The 15,868-nt window shown below is 74.4% G+C and carries 13 protein-coding genes; 12 read left to right on the top strand and 1 reads right to left on the bottom strand.

Features of this window, described 5'->3' with window-relative positions; all coding sequences use genetic code 11:
* Complete coding sequence (locus ACWGKT_RS40290) at positions 1-1,479, top strand: FAD-dependent oxidoreductase (RefSeq protein WP_453277589.1); 1,479 nt, start codon at positions 1-3, stop codon at positions 1,477-1,479.
* Positions 1,480-1,578: 99 nt separating this feature from the next.
* The gene (locus tag ACWGKT_RS40285; RefSeq protein WP_453277588.1) at positions 1,579-3,090 is read left to right on the top strand and encodes an FAD-dependent monooxygenase; all 1,512 of its coding nucleotides are present in this window, start codon (positions 1,579-1,581) and stop codon (positions 3,088-3,090) included.
* A gap of 247 nt (positions 3,091-3,337) precedes the next feature.
* Here the strand turns inward: ACWGKT_RS40285 and ACWGKT_RS40280 are convergent, their stop codons facing one another.
* Positions 3,338-4,423 (bottom strand): methyltransferase, encoded by a 1,086-nt coding sequence (locus ACWGKT_RS40280; protein WP_356144459.1) that lies wholly within the window; start codon positions 4,421-4,423, stop codon positions 3,338-3,340.
* Between the two features lie 388 nt (positions 4,424-4,811).
* On the opposite strand from ACWGKT_RS40280, the gene ACWGKT_RS40275 reads away from it, so the two are divergent.
* From ACWGKT_RS40275 to ACWGKT_RS40230, 10 genes are all read left to right on the top strand, one after another.
* On the top strand, positions 4,812-5,942 hold the full coding sequence (locus tag ACWGKT_RS40275; RefSeq protein ID WP_356144461.1) for an inositol-3-phosphate synthase: 1,131 nt from the start codon (positions 4,812-4,814) through the stop codon (positions 5,940-5,942).
* Positions 5,943-5,971: 29 nt separating this feature from the next.
* Positions 5,972-6,988: an SCO3242 family prenyltransferase gene (locus ACWGKT_RS40270; protein WP_453277605.1), complete on the top strand. Its 1,017-nt coding sequence runs from the start codon at positions 5,972-5,974 to the stop codon at positions 6,986-6,988.
* Positions 6,985-7,857, top strand: a complete 873-nt coding sequence (locus tag ACWGKT_RS40265; protein WP_453277587.1) for a sugar phosphate isomerase/epimerase family protein — start codon at positions 6,985-6,987, stop codon at positions 7,855-7,857. Before ACWGKT_RS40270 ends, ACWGKT_RS40265 begins: the two co-directional genes overlap by 4 nt.
* Positions 7,854-8,468 carry an EboA domain-containing protein gene (locus tag ACWGKT_RS40260; RefSeq protein WP_453277586.1) on the top strand — a complete coding sequence of 205 codons (615 nt, stop codon included), beginning with the start codon at positions 7,854-7,856 and terminating at the stop codon, positions 8,466-8,468. Before ACWGKT_RS40265 ends, ACWGKT_RS40260 begins: the two co-directional genes overlap by 4 nt.
* The gene (locus ACWGKT_RS40255) at positions 8,468-9,355 is read left to right on the top strand and encodes a TatD family hydrolase (RefSeq protein ID WP_453277585.1); all 888 of its coding nucleotides are present in this window, start codon (positions 8,468-8,470) and stop codon (positions 9,353-9,355) included. Before ACWGKT_RS40260 ends, ACWGKT_RS40255 begins: the two co-directional genes overlap by 1 nt.
* 3 nt (positions 9,356-9,358) lie before the next feature.
* Positions 9,359-10,528 carry a metabolite traffic protein EboE gene (gene eboE / locus ACWGKT_RS40250; protein ID WP_453277584.1) on the top strand — a complete coding sequence of 390 codons (1,170 nt, stop codon included), beginning with the start codon at positions 9,359-9,361 and terminating at the stop codon, positions 10,526-10,528.
* A complete protein-coding gene (locus ACWGKT_RS40245; protein WP_453277583.1) occupies positions 10,525-11,958 on the top strand; it encodes an alkaline phosphatase family protein in 1,434 nt (477 codons plus the stop codon). The genes eboE and ACWGKT_RS40245 overlap by 4 nt, the downstream gene beginning before the upstream one ends.
* 126 nt (positions 11,959-12,084) lie before the next feature.
* Positions 12,085-12,411 carry a 4Fe-4S dicluster-binding protein gene (locus ACWGKT_RS40240; RefSeq protein WP_356144475.1) on the top strand — a complete coding sequence of 109 codons (327 nt, stop codon included), beginning with the start codon at positions 12,085-12,087 and terminating at the stop codon, positions 12,409-12,411.
* Complete coding sequence (locus ACWGKT_RS40235) at positions 12,411-14,408, top strand: hypothetical protein (protein WP_453277582.1); 1,998 nt, start codon at positions 12,411-12,413, stop codon at positions 14,406-14,408. The genes ACWGKT_RS40240 and ACWGKT_RS40235 overlap by 1 nt, the downstream gene beginning before the upstream one ends.
* A gap of 56 nt (positions 14,409-14,464) precedes the next feature.
* Entirely contained in the window at positions 14,465-15,865 is a 1,401-nt protein-coding gene (locus tag ACWGKT_RS40230) for an amidase (RefSeq protein ID WP_453277581.1), read from the top strand.
* The last annotated feature ends 3 nt before the right edge of the window (positions 15,866-15,868 follow it).

The following is a 15,868-nucleotide window of genomic DNA, read 5'->3' as shown; positions in this document are numbered from 1 at the left end:
GTGCCGGCGGACAGCGTGCGGACCGACGTCGTCGTCGTCGGGGCCGGTCCCGTCGGGCTCATGCTCGCCGGGGAACTGGCCCACGGCGGCGTCGACGTGGTCGTCGTGGAGAAACGACGCGCCCCCAACACCGAGTCACGGGCCTCCACCCTGCACGCCCGGACCATGGAGATCCTCGACAACCGCGGACTGCTGCCCGACTTCGGCAACCCGCCCAACGAGCCCCGCGGCCACTTCGGCGGCATCCCCCTCGACCTCACCCTGCCCAGCTCGCACCCCGGGCAGTGGAAGGTCCAGCAGACCAAGACCGAAGCGGTCGTGGAGGAGTGGGCGCTGTCGCTGGGCGCCGAGCTGATGTGCAAGCACGAGCTGGTCGCCGTGACGGACCACGGGGACCGGGTCGAGGCCGAGGCCATCGGCTACGACGGCGTGCGGCGGCAGATCCGCGCCCGCTACCTGGTGGCCTGCGACGGCGAGGACAGCACCGTGCGCCGGCTGATCGGCGCCGACTTCCCGGGCCAGGACGCCGGGCGTGAACTGCTGCGCGCCGACGTCGCCGGCATCGAGGTGCCCAACCGGCGCTTCGAACGCCTGGAGCGCGGGCTGGCCATCGCCGCCCGCCGCCCCGACGGCGTGACCCGGGTGATGGTCCACGAGTTCGGCTCGTCCGCGCAGGAGCGCACCGGCGACGCCCAGTTCGAGGAGATCGTCACCGTCTGGAAGCGGGTCACCGGCGAGGACATCAGCGGCGGCACCCCGCTGTGGGTCAACGCCTTCGGGGACGCCTCCCGTCAGCTGACCCAGTACCGGCAGGGCCGGATCCTGTTCGCGGGCGACGCCGCCCACCGGCAGATGCCGATCGGCGGACAGGCCCTCAACCTCGGTATGCAGGACGCCTTCAACCTCGGCTGGAAGCTGGCGCTGCACGTGCGCGGCAAGGCCCCCGCCGAACTCCTGGACACCTACCACAGCGAGCGGCACGCGGTGGGCCGGCGGGTGCTCGCCAACATCCGCGCCCAGGCGACGCTGCTGCTCGGCCCACCGTCGGTGGAGCCGCTGCGCGCCGTGCTCACCGAGCTGATCGGCTCGGAGGAGGTGCGGGCCCACCTGGCGGGCATGATCAGCGGACTGGACGTGCGCTACGAGGTGGACGGCCCCGCGCACCCGCTGCTCGGCGCCCGGCTGCCGTGCACCACGGTGCGGGTGCGCGAGGACCGCGTCGGCTCCGCACGGCTGCTGCGTTCCGGCGGCGGCGTCCTGCTCGACCTGCGCCCCGGCACCCCGACCGGTGACACCACCACCGCCGGCTGGGAGGACCGGGTGACCCGGCTGGCGGCCGTCGCCGAGCCGGGCAGCGATCTCGACGGCATCGACCGTCTGCTCGTACGACCCGACGGCCATGTCGTCTGGATCGACCACGGCGCCGGCGACGAGGGGCTGCACGACGCCCTTGAGCGCTGGTTCGGCCCGCCCCGCTGAGTTCGGCCGCCGCACCATCCGGCCGGCGGCCGCCCATCCGCCGGTGAACCACGCCCCCACGCCCGGCGGCGAAGATCCCCACAGCCAGGAAGGACAACCATGGATGGGTCAGCGACGGACACCGACGTCCTCGTCGTCGGTGCCGGCCCGACCGGACTGATGCTCGCGGGCGAACTCCGCCTCGGCGGAGCCCGCGTCGTCGTGATCGAGAAGCTGGCCGCCCCCACCGGGCAGTCCCGTGGTCTGGGCTTCACCGCCCGCGCCATGGAGACGTTCGACGAGCGGGGGCTGCTGCCCCGGTTCGGTCAGGGCGAGACGCTGGCGACGAGCCCGATGGGGCACTTCGGCGGCACCCAGTTCGACTTCACCGTGCTGCCGGACGCGCACTTCGGCGCCCGCGGCATCCCGCAGGGCCAGACCGAGGCGGTGCTGGAGGACTGGGCGGACGAGCTCGGTGCCGACATCCGCCGCGGCTGGGAGTTCGTGTCCCTCGCCGACGGCTTCCTCGACGGTGACGCCGTCGAGATCACCGTACGCACCCCCGAAGGGGAGGAGCACCCGCTGCGCGCCTCCTACCTGGTGGGCTGCGACGGCGGGTCCAGCCGGGTGCGCAGGGCGGCCGGATTCGACTTCCCCGGCGCCGACGCCGGTCGCGGCATGTACCTCGCCGACATCACCGGCGTCGAACTGCGCGCCCGCCACCTCGGCGAGCGCCTCCCCAACGGCATGGTGATGTCCGCCCCGCTCAACGAGAACATCTGGCGGATCATCGTCTGCCCCGACGGCACCCCGGCGCACGACCGCGAGCGGACCGTCACCTACCAGGAGGTGGCGGACGCCTGGCGGCACATCACCGGAGAGGACATCAGCGGCGGCGGCGCCTCGTGGGTGAGCTCCTTCACCGACGCCACCCGCCAGGCCGCCGAGTACCGGCGCGGCCGGGTCTTCCTGGCCGGCGACGCGGCGCACATCCATCTGCCCGCCGGCGGGCAGGGGCTGAGCACCGGCGTGCAGGACGCGGCCAACCTGGGCTGGAAGCTGGCCGCGGCGGTCCGCGGCGACGCGCCCGACGCCCTGCTCGACACCTACCACGACGAGCGGCACCCGGTCGGCCGCCGCCTGCTGATGAACACCCGAGCGCAGGGCACGGTCTACCTCGGCGGCGCCGAGTCCGACCCGCTGCGCGAGCTGTTCGGCGAGCTCATCCGCTACGACGACGTCAAGCGGCACCTGGCCGGCATCGTCAGCCACCTGGACATCCGCTACGACCTGGGCGACGCGTCGCAGCCGCCCCACCCGCTGCTGGGCCGCCGGATGCCGCCCCGGCTGCTGGTCGGCGCGGACGGCGAGACCCGCATCGCCCGGCTGCTGCACCCCGCCCGCGGGGTGCTGCTCGACCTGGCCGACGACGCCGCCGTGCGGAGCGCGGCGGCGGGCCGGCGGGACCGGGTGGAGGTGGCCACCGTCCTGGTCAAGCCCGTCGAGGGGCCCGACCCGCTGGCCGACACCACGGCCGTGCTGGTCCGCCCCGACGGATACGTGGCCTTCGCCGGCTCCTCGGCGGACGGGCTCGACGCGGCGCTGGAGCGCTGGTTCGGCCCCGCCCGCTGACGCTCCCAGACGACGGGCCCCGGTGTGCGCATCCCGCACACCGGGGCCCTTTTCGCTGCGCCGGGCGCCTTTCCCGTGCGGCGGACCGTCATCGGCGTCGCGTCTGCCTCTTCGCCGGACGCCGTCCCCGTGCGACGCCGTCCCGTGCGCCCGTCCGACGGCACACGGCGACGGCCCCGGCCGTACGTCCTCACGACGTACGGCCGGGGCCGTCGGGGTACGGGGGAGCCGGATCCGGGGTGCCGGATCAGACCGGTATGGCCTCGACGACGGAGACCGCGGCGGCCGTCTCCACCACGCGCTCCAGCTTGAAGCCGGCGCGGGAGAGCAGGTCGGCGTACTGGGAGGTGCTGCGCTCCTTGCCGCCCACCAGCAGCATCAGCCACAGGTCGACGAGCTTGCCCGAGTGCGGCTCGTTGCCGCCCTCCGGCAGCACCATCTCGACCAGCAGCAGCTTGCCGCCGGGGTTGATGGCGGCCCGGATGTTGCGCAGGATCTGCAGCGCCTGCTCCTCGGGCCAGTCGTGCACGATGTGCTTGAGCACATAGGCGTCACCGCCCTGCACGACCGGGTCGAACAGTCCGCCCGCGTGCGTGGTGCAGCGGTCCGCGACGCCGTTCTCGGCGAGGAACTCGGCCGCGCCGTTGCCCTCGACCCGCGGGTCGGAGAGGATGCCGCGCGCCTGCTGCGCCTGCTGCAGGATGCCGGCGAGCAGCCCGCCGCGGCCCCCGCAGAAGTCCACGACCGTCTCGAACTGCGAGAAGTCGTACGCGCCGAGCACGGGCCAGGTCTCGGTGTCCGACATGTTGCCCATGCCGCGGATGAACACCTCGCCGTACTCCTGGTTCTGCTCCAGGTACTCGAAGGCGCCCATGCCCCGGTGCTTGGGCAGGGCCGCCTCGCCGGTGACCACCGAGTCCAGCAGGTGGCTCCAGTCCTCCCAGTGCGTGGGGTGGCCCATCAGCACGGCGATGTCCCGCATCGACATCGGGTGGTCGGAGCGCAGCGCGTCGGCCATCGGGGTCAGCGCGTACGTGCCGTCCTCGTGACCCTCGAAGACCCCCTGCGAGGCGAGCAGCCGCAGCAGCCGGTCGACGGCCTCGGCGTTCGCGCCGACGCGCCGCCCGATCTCCGCGGGGCTCAGCGGACCCTCTGCCAGCTCGTCGGCGACGCGCAGCCGGGCGGCCACGTACAGCGCCTGCGTGACCATGGACCCCATCGCCAGCTCCAGCAGGGCGAAGGGCGGGGGCGCGAGTTCACGACTGCGCCGCTGCAGATCCGCACGGGTCTTTTCCGCTTCCCGGACCACGCTCGGGGGCGGCAATTCGGGCATGAGATTCCTCCATGGCAGGAGCGCGACATGTGTCCCAACCGCCGGAAGGGACCCGGACTACAACGGTATGGAAAAGCCTCGGCATGCCCTGGAGGGGCACTTGAATTCCGGTGGGATTTCGATCCGCCTATTTGACAAAGGAAAAGTCGTCCCTTTTCGCGCACCGGAACCGTCCACGGCCCGTCGGACGCGGAAAGAGGCCGCCGCCGTCGGGCGGGTGACCCCAGTTCAGCGCACGCCCGCCGGGCGGGCACCGGCTTTCGGTGGGAAACGGCTCGGCGGTCACTCGACAGCCGCCGGAGCAGGGCGCCCGGGCGCCGGGCGGCTCGGCATTCTGGCCGGAGATCCGCTTGCCGACCACGTGGTCCGACGCTCCTGGAGGCTACCCGTGTCACTTCACACGAAGACCCCCGCCGCCTCGGCGCGGACGGGTGTGTGGCTGGTCGGCGCCCGGGGCTCGGTCGCCACCACAGTGGTCACGGGCTGCGCGGCGCTGGCGGCCGGGCTGCTGCCGCCGACCGGCCTGGTCACCGAGACGCCCGCGCTCGCCGGCAGCGGCCTGCCGCCGCTGTCCTCGCTGGTCTTCGGCGGACACGATCCGGCGAGCACCCCGCTGGCCAAGCGGGCGGACGAACTCGCCGCCCAGGGAGTGCTGCCGCACTGGCTGCCCGCCGCCGTACAGGGCGAGTTGACCGCCGCCGACGAACTGATCCGCCCCGGCGGCCCGCTGCCCGGCGACGACCGCGCCCCCGAGGAACTGATCGGCGTGTTCGCCGCGGACATGCGGGAGTTCCTGCACACCACCGGCGTCGCCCGCGCCGTCGTCGTCAACGTCGCCTCGACCGAGCCGACGCCGGAGCACGGCGCATGGCCGGCCAGCTCGCTGTACGCGGCGGCGGCCCTGCGGGCCGGCTGCGCCTACGTCAACTTCACCCCGTCCACCGGGCTGCACCACCCGCAGCTCACCGCAGCCGCGGCCGTCTCGGGCCTGCCGTACGCGGGCCGCGACGGCAAGACCGGGCAGACGCTGCTGCGGTCCGTCCTCGCCCCCATGTTCCGCGAACGGGCCCTGAAGGTGCGGGCCTGGTCGGGCACGAACCTGCTGGGCGGCGGTGACGGCGCCGCGCTCGCCGACCCGGCGACCGCGGCGGCGAAGAACGCGGGCAAGGAGCGGGTGCTCGTTGACAACCTGGACGCGGCGCCCGAGGGCGAGGTGCACATCGACGACGTACCGGCCCTCGGGGACTGGAAGACGGCGTGGGACCACGTCGCGTTCGAGGGCTTCCTCGGCACCCGCATGGTGCTGCAGACGATCTGGCAGGGCTGCGACTCCGCGCTCGCCGCGCCGCTGGTGCTGGACCTGGTCCGGCTGCTCGCCCGCGCCCACGAGCGCGGACTGTGCGGGCCGCGCCCCGAACTCGGCTTCTACTTCAAGGATCCCTACGGCGACAGCGCCTCCCTGGCCGAGCAGTACGAGGCCCTGCTGGCCTTCGGCGAACGACTGCGGGAGCCCCGGTGACCGCCGCCCGTCCCGCCGGCCCCGCCCGGATGCGGGCGCGCCACCTCCACCCCGCGCCGCAGCCCGCGGCGGCCGCCGCGCCGTCCGGGGCCCGCACCCTGCCCGCCGCCGGGGGAGCCCCCGCCGCGCGCCCGCCGCGCTCCGCCGCGGCCACGGCGCGGGCCTGGGCCGAACTGCTGCGTATCCCGGCCGTGTTCACGGTGCCCGGCGACGTGCTCGCCGGCACGGCGGCCGCCGGGGCGCGGGCCGGGCGGTCCACCGCCCTGGCGATCGGCGCCTCGGTGTGCCTGTACGAGGCGGGCATGGCCCTCAACGACTGGGCGGACCGGGACGAGGACGCGGTGCAGCGCCCGCGGCGGCCGCTGCCCTCGGGCCGCATCCGGCCACGGGCCGCCCTCGCGGCGGCGGGCACGCTGAGCGTGGCGGGCCTGGCCCTGGCCGCCTGCGCGGGCCGCCGGACGTTCGCGGTCGCCGCGCCGCTGGCGGCCACCGTGTGGGCGTACGACCTGAAGCTGAAGCACACACCGGCGGGACCGGTCGCCATGGCCGCCGCCCGCTCCCTGGACCTGCTGCTCGGCGCGGCCGCCACGGACGGCCCCCTGCGCCCGGGGCTCGCCCCGGCCGCCCTGCTGGGCAGCCACACCTGCGCCGTCACCCTGGTCTCCCGCCGCGAGGCGGAGGGCGGTTCGACGACCGCCCCGCTCGTCGCCCTCGCGGCCGCAACGGCGGTGGCGACGACGGTCTCCGGCGGGGCCGGGGTCCTTCGCGGGGCCAAAGGCTTGCGTGGCGCCGACGTCTCCCGAGAAGGCGCCGTCCGCAGCGCGCTCGCTCTCGGCTACGGGGTCACCTTCGCGCGGCCCCTCGCGCATGCCGTGCTGAATCCCTCTCCCGTGCTGACCCAGCGGGCGGTCGGCGCCGGGATCCGGGCCACGATCGCGCTTCAGGGGGCGCTGGCGGCGCGGGCCGGCGCGCCCGGGACCGGGCTGCTGACCACGGCGCTCGCGCCGGTCGCGGCCCGGCTGGCGCGCAGGGTGAGCACCACGTGAACGGGCTGCGCCTGGGATACGGCACGAACGGGCTGCGCCTGGGATACGGCACGAACGGGCTGACCGACCTGCGCCTGGAGGACGCCCTCGCCCTGCTGGCCGACCTCGGCTACGACGGCGTCGGCCTGACCCTCGACCACATGCACCTCGACCCGCTGGCCCGCGACCTGCCCGCCCGCACCGCCCGCCTCGCCCAGCGGCTCGGCGAGCTCGGCCTCGGCGTCACCGTGGAGACCGGCGGACGCTACGTCCTCGACCCGCGCCGCAAGCACGGCCCGAGCCTGCTGGACGACGACGAGGACGCCCGCTGGACCCGCATCCGGCTGCTGGTCCGCGCCGTACGGATCGCCGCCGAACTCGGCGCCCACGCCGTGCACTGCTTCAGCGGCGTCGGCCCGCCCGGCGTCGACACCGACACCGCCTGGCAGCGCCTGGCCGGCGCCCTGGACCCGGTACTGGACGCCGCGGACGAGGCGGGCATCCCGCTCGCCGTCGAACCCGAACCCGGCCATCTGCTGGCCACCCTCGCCGACTTCCACCGGCTGCGCTCCGATCTGGGCGATCCCGCCCCGCTCGGCCTCACCCTCGACATCGGGCACTGCCAGTGCCTGGAGTCCGCCCCCGTGCAGGACTGCGTGCGCCAGGCCGCGCCCTGGCTGCGGCACGTGCAGATCGAGGACATGCGGCGCGGCGTCCACGAGCACCTGCCGTTCGGCGAGGGAGAGATCGACTTCCCGCCCGTCCTCGCGGCCCTGGCCGACAGCGGCTACCGGGGACTGACCGTCGTCGAACTGCCCCGCCACTCCCACGCCGGACCCGAACTCGCCGCCCGCTCCCTGGACTTCCTGCGAAACGGAGGCACGAGATGACCGCTGTGCACGCCGGCCCGGACACCGGGCAGGGCGGCGCGGCCCGGCCCGAGACCCTCGTGGTCGGCCTCGACGAGGACGCGCGGCGCTGGCTGGAGCAGGCCCGCGCCGAGGCCGCCGCGCAGGCACCCGGCTGGGAGCTGCGCTTCGCCGAAGCCGGCCGCCGCTGCGGGCCCGCCGACGACGCCCGGGTGCTGCTGCTGACCGCGGCCCGGCCGGACCCGGCCGACCTGACCCGGCTGTATAGCCAGGGCACGGCCGCCGAGCGCCGGGCCGTACTGCTCGCGCTGCCCCTGCTGGAGACCGACCCCGCGCACGGCGTACCGCTCGTCGAGGACGCACTGCGCACCAACGACACCAGCCTGCTGGCCGCGGCCCTCGGCGACTACGCCGCCCGGCACCTTCAGGCGCACACCTGGCGGCACGCCGTCCTCAAGTGTCTGTTCACCGGTGTGCCCGTGAGCCGGGTCGCCGGCCTTGCGAGCCGCTCCCGCGGGGACGGCGAACTGGCCCGGATGCTGCGCGCGTACGCCGCCGAGCGCACCGCGGCCGGCCGGGCGGTCCCCGACGACCTGCACCACGTGCTCGCCTCGACCAAGGAGGAGCGGTAATGCGCATCTTCGACCCGCACATCCACATGACCTCCCGCACCACCGACGACTACGAGGCGATGCACGCCGCCGGTGTCCGCGCGATCGTCGAGCCCGCCTTCTGGCTCGGCCAGCCCCGCACCTCGCCCGCCTCCTTCCACGACTACTTCGACTCCCTCCTCGGCTGGGAGCCGTTCCGCGCCGCCCAGTACGGCATCACCCACCACTGCACGCTGGCCCTCAACCCCAAGGAGGCCAACGACCCGCGCTGCGCACCGGTCCTCGACGACCTGCCCCGCTACCTGGTCAAGGACCAGGTCGTCGCGGTCGGCGAGATCGGCTACGACTCGATGACACCGGCCGAGGACACCGCCCTGGAGCACCAGCTCCAGCTCGCCGCCGACCACGGCCTGCCCGCCCTCGTGCACACCCCGCACCGCGACAAGCTCGCCGGGCTGCGCCGCACCCTCGACGCCGTCGCCGCCTCCGCGCTGCCCGCCGAGCGGGTGCTCCTCGACCACCTGAACGAGACCACCGTCGAGGAGGCCAAGGACAGCGGCGCCTGGCTCGGCTTCTCCGTCTACCCGGACACCAAGATGGACGAGCGGCGCATGGTCGCCGTGCTGAGGGAGTTCGGTCCGGAGAAGGTGCTGGTCAACTCCGCCGCCGACTGGGGAAAGAGCGACCCGCTCAAGACCCGCAAGGTCGCCGACGCCATGCTCGCCGCCGGCTTCGACGAGGACGACGTCGACCTGGTGCTGTGGCGCAACCCGGTGGCCTTCTACTCCCTCAGCGGCCGGCTGCGCCTGACGGCGCCCGCCACCGGGCCCACCCACGAGGGCAACTCGATCCTGCGCGGCGCCCCCGCCACCCCCGCGGCGGCGCATCCCGTGGCCGCCGGGGCGTGAGCCGTGCGCCTGCGGCATCCGGACGGCAGCGTCGTCCACCTCGCCTACTGCACCAACGTGCACCCCGCAGAAACCCTCGACGGGGTCCTCGGCCAGCTGGACACCCACTGCGCCGCGGTGCGCGAGCGCCTCGGCGTGCCCCGGCTCGGCATCGGGCTGTGGCTCGCGCGGGACGCCGCCCACACCCTCGACACCGACCCGCGGGCGCTGCGCACCCTGCGCACCGCCCTGGACCGGGCCGGTCTGGAGGTCGTCACCCTCAACGGCTTCCCCTACCAGGGCTTCGGCGCCGAGGAGGTCAAGTACCGGGTGTACGAGCCCGACTGGGCCGACCCCGAGCGGCTCGCGTACACCCTGGCCCTCGCCCGGGTCCTCGCCGCGCTGTTGCCCGACGACGCCGCCGAGGGCACCATCTCCACCCTGCCGCTGGCCTGGCGCACCGCCCACGACGCACCCCGTGCCGCCCGCGCCCACGCGGCGCTCACCGAACTCGCCGGCCGGCTCGACGACCTGCACGCGGCGACCGGCCGCTCGGTGCGCGTCGCCCTGGAACCCGAGCCCGGCTGTGTGGTGGAGACCTGCGCCGACGCGATCGGCCCGCTGACCTCCGTCGGGCACACCCGTCTCGGGATCTGCGTCGACACCTGCCATCTGGCCACATCCTTCGAGGAACCGGAACCCGCCCTCGCGGCCCTCGCCGCCGCCGGGGTGGAGGTGGTCAAGTGTCAGCTGTCCGCGGCGCTGCACGCCGAGCACCCGGACCGGCCCGAGGTGCGCGCCGCCCTGGCCGCGTTCGACGAGCCGCGCTTCTTGCACCAGACCCGTGCCACCACCGGCTCGGGACTGCTCGGCACCGACGACCTCGGGCCCGCCCTGGCCGGCGGAACACTGCCGGCGGACACGCCGTGGCGCGCCCACTTCCACGTCCCGCTGCACGCGCCGCCCGCCGAGCCCCTGACCTCCACCCTGCCCGTCCTGCGTCGGACCGTGGCCGCCCTGGTCGGCGGCGAACGGCCGCTGACCAGGCACCTGGAGGTGGAGACGTACACCTGGCAGGCGCTGCCGCCGGCGCTGCGCCCGCACGACGCCGGGCAGCTCGCCGACGGCATCGCCGCCGAACTCGCCCTCGCCCGCGACCTGTTGACCGACCACGGCCTGAAGGAACTGCCATGACCCGACCAGAGGGACCCGTGCCCCTGCTCGTCCTCGACGTCGTCGGTCTCACCCCGGCACTGCTCGCCCACATGCCCCACTTGCGCGCCCTGGGCGAGCGGGGCTCCCGGGCAGCCCTGGACACCGTGCTGCCCGCGGTCACCTGCTCGGTGCAGGCCACCTTCCTCACCGGCCGCACGCCCGCCGAGCACGGCATCGTGGGCAACGGCTGGTACTTCCGCGACCTCGGCGAGGTCCTGCTGTGGCGGCAGAGCCACCACCTGATCGAGGGGGAGCGGGTGTGGGACGCGGCCCGCCGCGCGCATCCCGGCTACACCGTCGCCAACATCTGCTGGTGGTACGCGATGGGCGCCGACACCGATTTCACCGTCACCCCCCGCCCGGTCTACCGCGCCGACGGCCGCAAGGAACCCGACTGCTACACCCGGCCCGCCGCCCTGCACGACGAACTCACCGCACGCCTGGGCACCTTCCCGCTGTTCAGCTACTGGGGCCCCGGCGCGGGCCTGGCCTCCTCGCGCTGGATCATCGAGGCCACCCGGTACGTGCTGACCGCCCACGGCCCCGACCTGACCCTGGCCTACCTGCCCCACCTCGACTACGACCTGCAGCGCTTCGGCCCCGACGACCCCCGCTCGCACCGGGCCGCCGCCGACCTGGACGCGGCCCTGGCCCCGCTGCTCGACGACGCCCGCGCGCAGGGCCGTACCGTGGTCGCACTGTCCGAGTACGGCATCACGCCCGCCCGCCGGCCCGTCGACATCAACCGCGCCCTGCGCCGCGCCGGCCTGCTTCAGGTGCACACCCAGGACGGCATGGAGTACCTCGACCCGCTGGCGTCCCGGGCGTTCGCGGTCGCCGACCACCAGATCGCCCATGTCTACGTGCGCCGCCCCGAGGACCTCCCGGCCACCCGTGCGGTCCTCGACGAACTGCCCGGCATCGGTCTGCTCCTCGACGACACCGGCAAGAAGGCGCACGGCCTCGACCATCCCCGCGCCGGCGAACTCGTCGCCGTGGCGCAGCCGGACGCCTGGTTCACGTACTACTACTGGCTCGACGACGCCCACGCCCCCGACTTCGCGCAGCTCGTCGAGATCCACCGCAAACCCGGCTACGACCCCGCCGAACTCTTCCTCGACCCGGCCGACCCCTACGTCCGCGTCCGGGCCGCCTCCGCGCTGGCCCGCAAGAAGCTCGGCCTGCGCTACCGCATGGCCGTCGTCCCGCTGGACCCGTCCCCGGTGCGCGGCAGCCACGGCCGGCTGCCCGGCAACGACGAGGAGGGTCCGCTGCTGCTGTGCTCGGCGCCCGACGCGGCGGCCGGGCGGGTGGCGGCCACGGAGGTGAAGGGCCTGCTGCTGGAGCTGGCCGGGCTCGGCGTCGACGGCACTCGGCCGCCGCGCGAGCCGGCCTCCACCAGCGCCTGAGACGGTTCCCGGAGCTCAACCCGCCCCCCACCGACGCTCCGGGCCCGGTCGAGACGCTGGTCCGACCATCGGATGCGTCCGGTTTCCGGCTGTGGCCGAGAAGACTCACATAAGGGGTCCCTGCCCGTGAAAAAGATCGCTTCGTCGGCAGCGCTGTCCGGGCGGGCCGAGCGAATAGAGCAGCGCACCCGCCCCGACAACTGGAAGAAGCCGCCGCGCCGCATCGAGAAGTCCGAGTGCATCACTTGTGACACGTGCCTGCGCAGCTGCCCCGAGGAGTTCGGGGCCATCTTCGACCGCGGACTGGATGTCGTGATCATCCCCGAGCTGTGCTCGGGCTGCCCCCAGTGCGTACTGGAGTGCCCCGTGGACTGCATCTACGTCGACGAGGAATGGACCCCGACCGACGAGCCGATGTGGAACCACATCGAACTCACCGCCGAGGACGTGTGATGAGCGGCCTGCCCGATCAGAGTGAGTCCCGCCGTGCCGCCAACGCCCGGAAGCGGATCAGCCGCCGCCCGAGCCGCCTCGGCATCCCGGCGGGCACGGTCACACCGGACCGCACGTTCGACCCCCAGGCCGGTTTCCCCGGTCTGCTGAAGCGGACCTGGCAGAGCGCCGAGGAGTGCGCCGACCTCCGCTCCTTCGTGGAGGTGCTGCTCACCCTCGACGGCCACGTCCCCGCCGACATCCAGCTGCGCGCCCTCAGCACGCCCGAGGAGGCCGCGCTGAAGGTGCTGTGCGGGGTGACCTGGCGCACCGACGACGGCGAGACCGGCACCGTCCGGTCGGCGTGCGGGCTGACCTGGCGCGAGGAGGAGACCGGCGAGGCCGCGTCCGACGCGCCCGCCGCCGAGCACGGCGAGGACGAAGAGCCCGCCTTCCTCGGCGAGATCGGCCTGTCCACCTCCGGCCGCATCGTGCTGCGCGTCCCCTCCCAGGCACCGCTCGGCCAAGGCACCCTCGTCGGCGGCGTCCGGCGGATCCCCTGGACGCGCCAGGACCTGGACGCCTACCGGCAGGAGACGGAGCGCGCCGCCGCCCGGCTGGCCGACTCCGTGGCCGACTGCCGGCGCTGGCTCGCCGCGCAGGGCACCGAGGGCCGCGACGCGCTGCTGGAACAGGCCACCGAGGCGGCGCTGCGCACCGCGCCGTTCGTGCTCCACCAGCAGGACAAGCAGTACACGAACTTCCGCGCCGCCAACAACCTCACCGGCAAGACGCTGTGGCCCGGGCACCCGGACTGCGCGCTCAGCAGCCTGCGCGGCCTGCCGCTGGAGCTGTGGTCGGACGGCGACGTACAACTCCTCGTCTGCCTGATCCTGCTCATCCGCTCGGCCGGCGCCGGCCGGGTCGAGGAGGCCAACGGCACCCAGCTGACGGTCGATCACGTCGCCTACATGCTGGAGCGGGTCCGCCGCGGCTACAACGGCATCCCCGGCGGCGAACCGGTCCCGGCCCCCGCCTCGCACACCGTCGCCGCCCTCGACGAACTCGCCGTCGCCCTGCGCGCCCGCCGGCAGCACGCCCTGCGCGGCGCCCAGCTGTACCGCGAGATCCACGGCGCCCTCATGCACAAGATCGAGCGCGTGGCGCAGGCGCCCGGCGAGCGGGCCCTGGCCCGCGAGGACGCGCTGTGTGCCCGGCTCACCGACGCGCTGCCGGTGACCGGCTCCACGCTCGCGGAGCTCGGCGAGGGCCTGGCCGCCGCACCGGACTGGCTGGCCGCCCCGTACGGCGACTTCGGCACCGGCCTGGAGCACCTCGTGTACGAGACGGTGGCCGCGACCACCGACGTGTTCGAGGCCGACTTCACGATGAGCCGGGGCATCCGCTCGCTGCCCGCCCTCGTCTCGGCGCTGCGCGAGGAGCGCTGGGCGGAGATCTGCGACTGGGACATCACCCGCTTCTTCTGCTGCGTGGTCCCGCACCCCTCCGCCGCACGGCACTTCGGCGACTCGATCTCCGCGCTCGCCGACGCCGCCTGGGCGATGTCCTCGCGGATGCAGTACAACTCCTGGCACTTCATCGCGGGCAACCTGCCCCGTTCCACCGAGGTGCTCGCCCGCGACCACTTCGTGCCGCCCACCATCCCGGACGTCGCGTTCTACTCCGACCAGCACCACCACGGCCACGTCAACAACAAGGTGCGGTTCTCCATCCGCACCCCGCAGGCCGTCGAGGTGGACGGACGGACCTTCAACGGTTTCATCGACCTCAGGCTGCTGCGCAGCGACGGCGTCCCGTTCGACGAGCAGGACCTGCTCGCCGCGCACCGCGTCTCGGCGTTCGTCGCCCGCGCCACCGGCCTGGCCGCCGGCATGGCCGCGGCCGGCCGGCCCGTCGAGGTCACCGCGTTCGACTCACCCTGGCACTGGTCGGTCATCACGGGCGGCGTACCCGCGGCGGCCGGCACCGCCCCCGGGCAGGTTCGCCGTGCGTCCTGACACGCACGGCGGGCCCCGCCCCGTTCCGTATTCGGCGCGCTCTTGAAGGAGAGCCGATGACCGCCCGCGGCATCAGTCAGATCAAGGAGCTCCTGTCCCGAGGAGAGCTCACCGTCGTCGAGCACGTCCAGTCCGTCCTGACCGCGATCCGCGAGCGGGACACCCTGGACTCCTACGTCGCGGTCGCGGGCGACGAGGCCCTGCGGGCCGCCGAACGGGCCGACGCCCTCATCCGGGAAAAGGGCCGCGAGGCCTGGTGGGAGTTGCCGCTGCTGGGCGTCACGGTCTCCGTCAAGGACCTGCTGCAGACCCGCGACCTGCCCACCACGCGCGGCTCGCTGCTGCCCAACGACCGTCCGCGCGAGGACGCCCCGGCCGTGGCCCGGGTGCGCGCGGCCGGCGGGATCGTCGTCGGCAAGACCACCACGTCCGAGTTCGGCTGGAGCGCCTCCACCGTGGGCCGGGTCGCCCCGCCCACCCGCAACCCCTACGACGCGCGGCTGACCGCGGGCGGCTCCAGCGGCGGGGCCGGCGCCGCGGTCGCGGCCGGGCTGTGCGAGGGCTCCCTGGGCACCGACGGCTCCGGCTCCATCCGGATCCCGGCCGCGTTCTGCGGCGTCGTCGGCTACAAGCCGTCCTACGGCCGCGTGCCCTACTTCCCGAACGGGGCCGACCGTCTCGCCCACCAGGGCCCCCTCGCGCTCACCGTCGCCGACGCCGGCCTGCTCGGCCAGGTCATCGCCGGCCCGCACCCCACCGACCCCGACTCCGGGCTCGGCTCGCTGGACTCCCCGCGCGACCTGCGCGCCCTGCGGATCGGCTGGATCGAGTACGAGGGCACCGACCCGGAGATCCGCCGCGTCACCGAACAGGGCAAAGAGGTACTGATCGCCGAGGGGCACCGGGTGGAGGATGTGGAGGTGCGCTGCCAGAACCTCTACCCGGCCGTCGTCGACATCCTCGCCGCCAGTGAGGCCGCCGGCACCCCGCCCGAGCACGAGGCCTGGTGCGACCCGGGCCGGCTGGAGATCGTCCGCCACGGACGCACCCTCAGCGGCGTCCGGGTGATCCAGGCCGAGGAGGTGCGCCAGAACCTGCGCGCCACGCTGCGTTCCGTCATGGACCGCTACGACCTGCTGGCCATGGCGACCGTGCCCGTCGAGCCCTTCGAGGCCGACGCGATAGGCCCCGCCTGGGCGGCCGACCCCCGCGACCTGATGTGGCTGTCGTGGGCGCCGGCCTCCTACCCGTACAACATGACCGGCCAGCCCGCCGTGTCCCTTCCCGCCGGTCTGACCCGCGCCGGACTTCCGGCCGGCCTGCAACTCGTCGGCCCGGTCGGCGCCGACGATCTCGTCCTGACGGTGGCCCGCCGCCTGGAGGCGTTGCTGGCGCCGCTGCCGCACCCGCCCGCGGCCGACCTCACCCCTGCCATCTCCGGCGAAAGGACGCTCTGAACC

This window comes from Streptomyces sp. NPDC054794 (genome assembly GCF_053611585.1).
This window is presented reverse-complemented; position numbering and strand designations above follow the sequence as displayed.

Excerpts from the sequence above, each read along its gene's own strand:
- ACWGKT_RS40245 (WP_453277583.1), top strand. The coding sequence starts at position 10,525 with ATGACCCGACCAGAGGGACCCGTGCCCCTGCTCGTCCTCGACGTCGTC.
- ACWGKT_RS40255 (WP_453277585.1), top strand. The coding sequence starts at position 8,468 with ATGCGCATCTTCGACCCGCACATCCACATGACCTCCCGCACCACCGAC.
- ACWGKT_RS40230 (WP_453277581.1), top strand. The coding sequence starts at position 14,465 with ATGACCGCCCGCGGCATCAGTCAGATCAAGGAGCTCCTGTCCCGAGGA.
- ACWGKT_RS40280 (WP_356144459.1), bottom strand. The coding sequence starts at position 4,423 with ATGCCCGAATTGCCGCCCCCGAGCGTGGTCCGGGAAGCGGAAAAGACC.
- ACWGKT_RS40270 (WP_453277605.1), top strand. The coding sequence starts at position 5,972 with ATGCGGGCGCGCCACCTCCACCCCGCGCCGCAGCCCGCGGCGGCCGCC.
- ACWGKT_RS40260 (WP_453277586.1), top strand. The coding sequence starts at position 7,854 with ATGACCGCTGTGCACGCCGGCCCGGACACCGGGCAGGGCGGCGCGGCC.
- ACWGKT_RS40285 (WP_453277588.1), top strand. The coding sequence starts at position 1,579 with ATGGATGGGTCAGCGACGGACACCGACGTCCTCGTCGTCGGTGCCGGC.
- ACWGKT_RS40235 (WP_453277582.1), top strand. The coding sequence starts at position 12,411 with ATGAGCGGCCTGCCCGATCAGAGTGAGTCCCGCCGTGCCGCCAACGCC.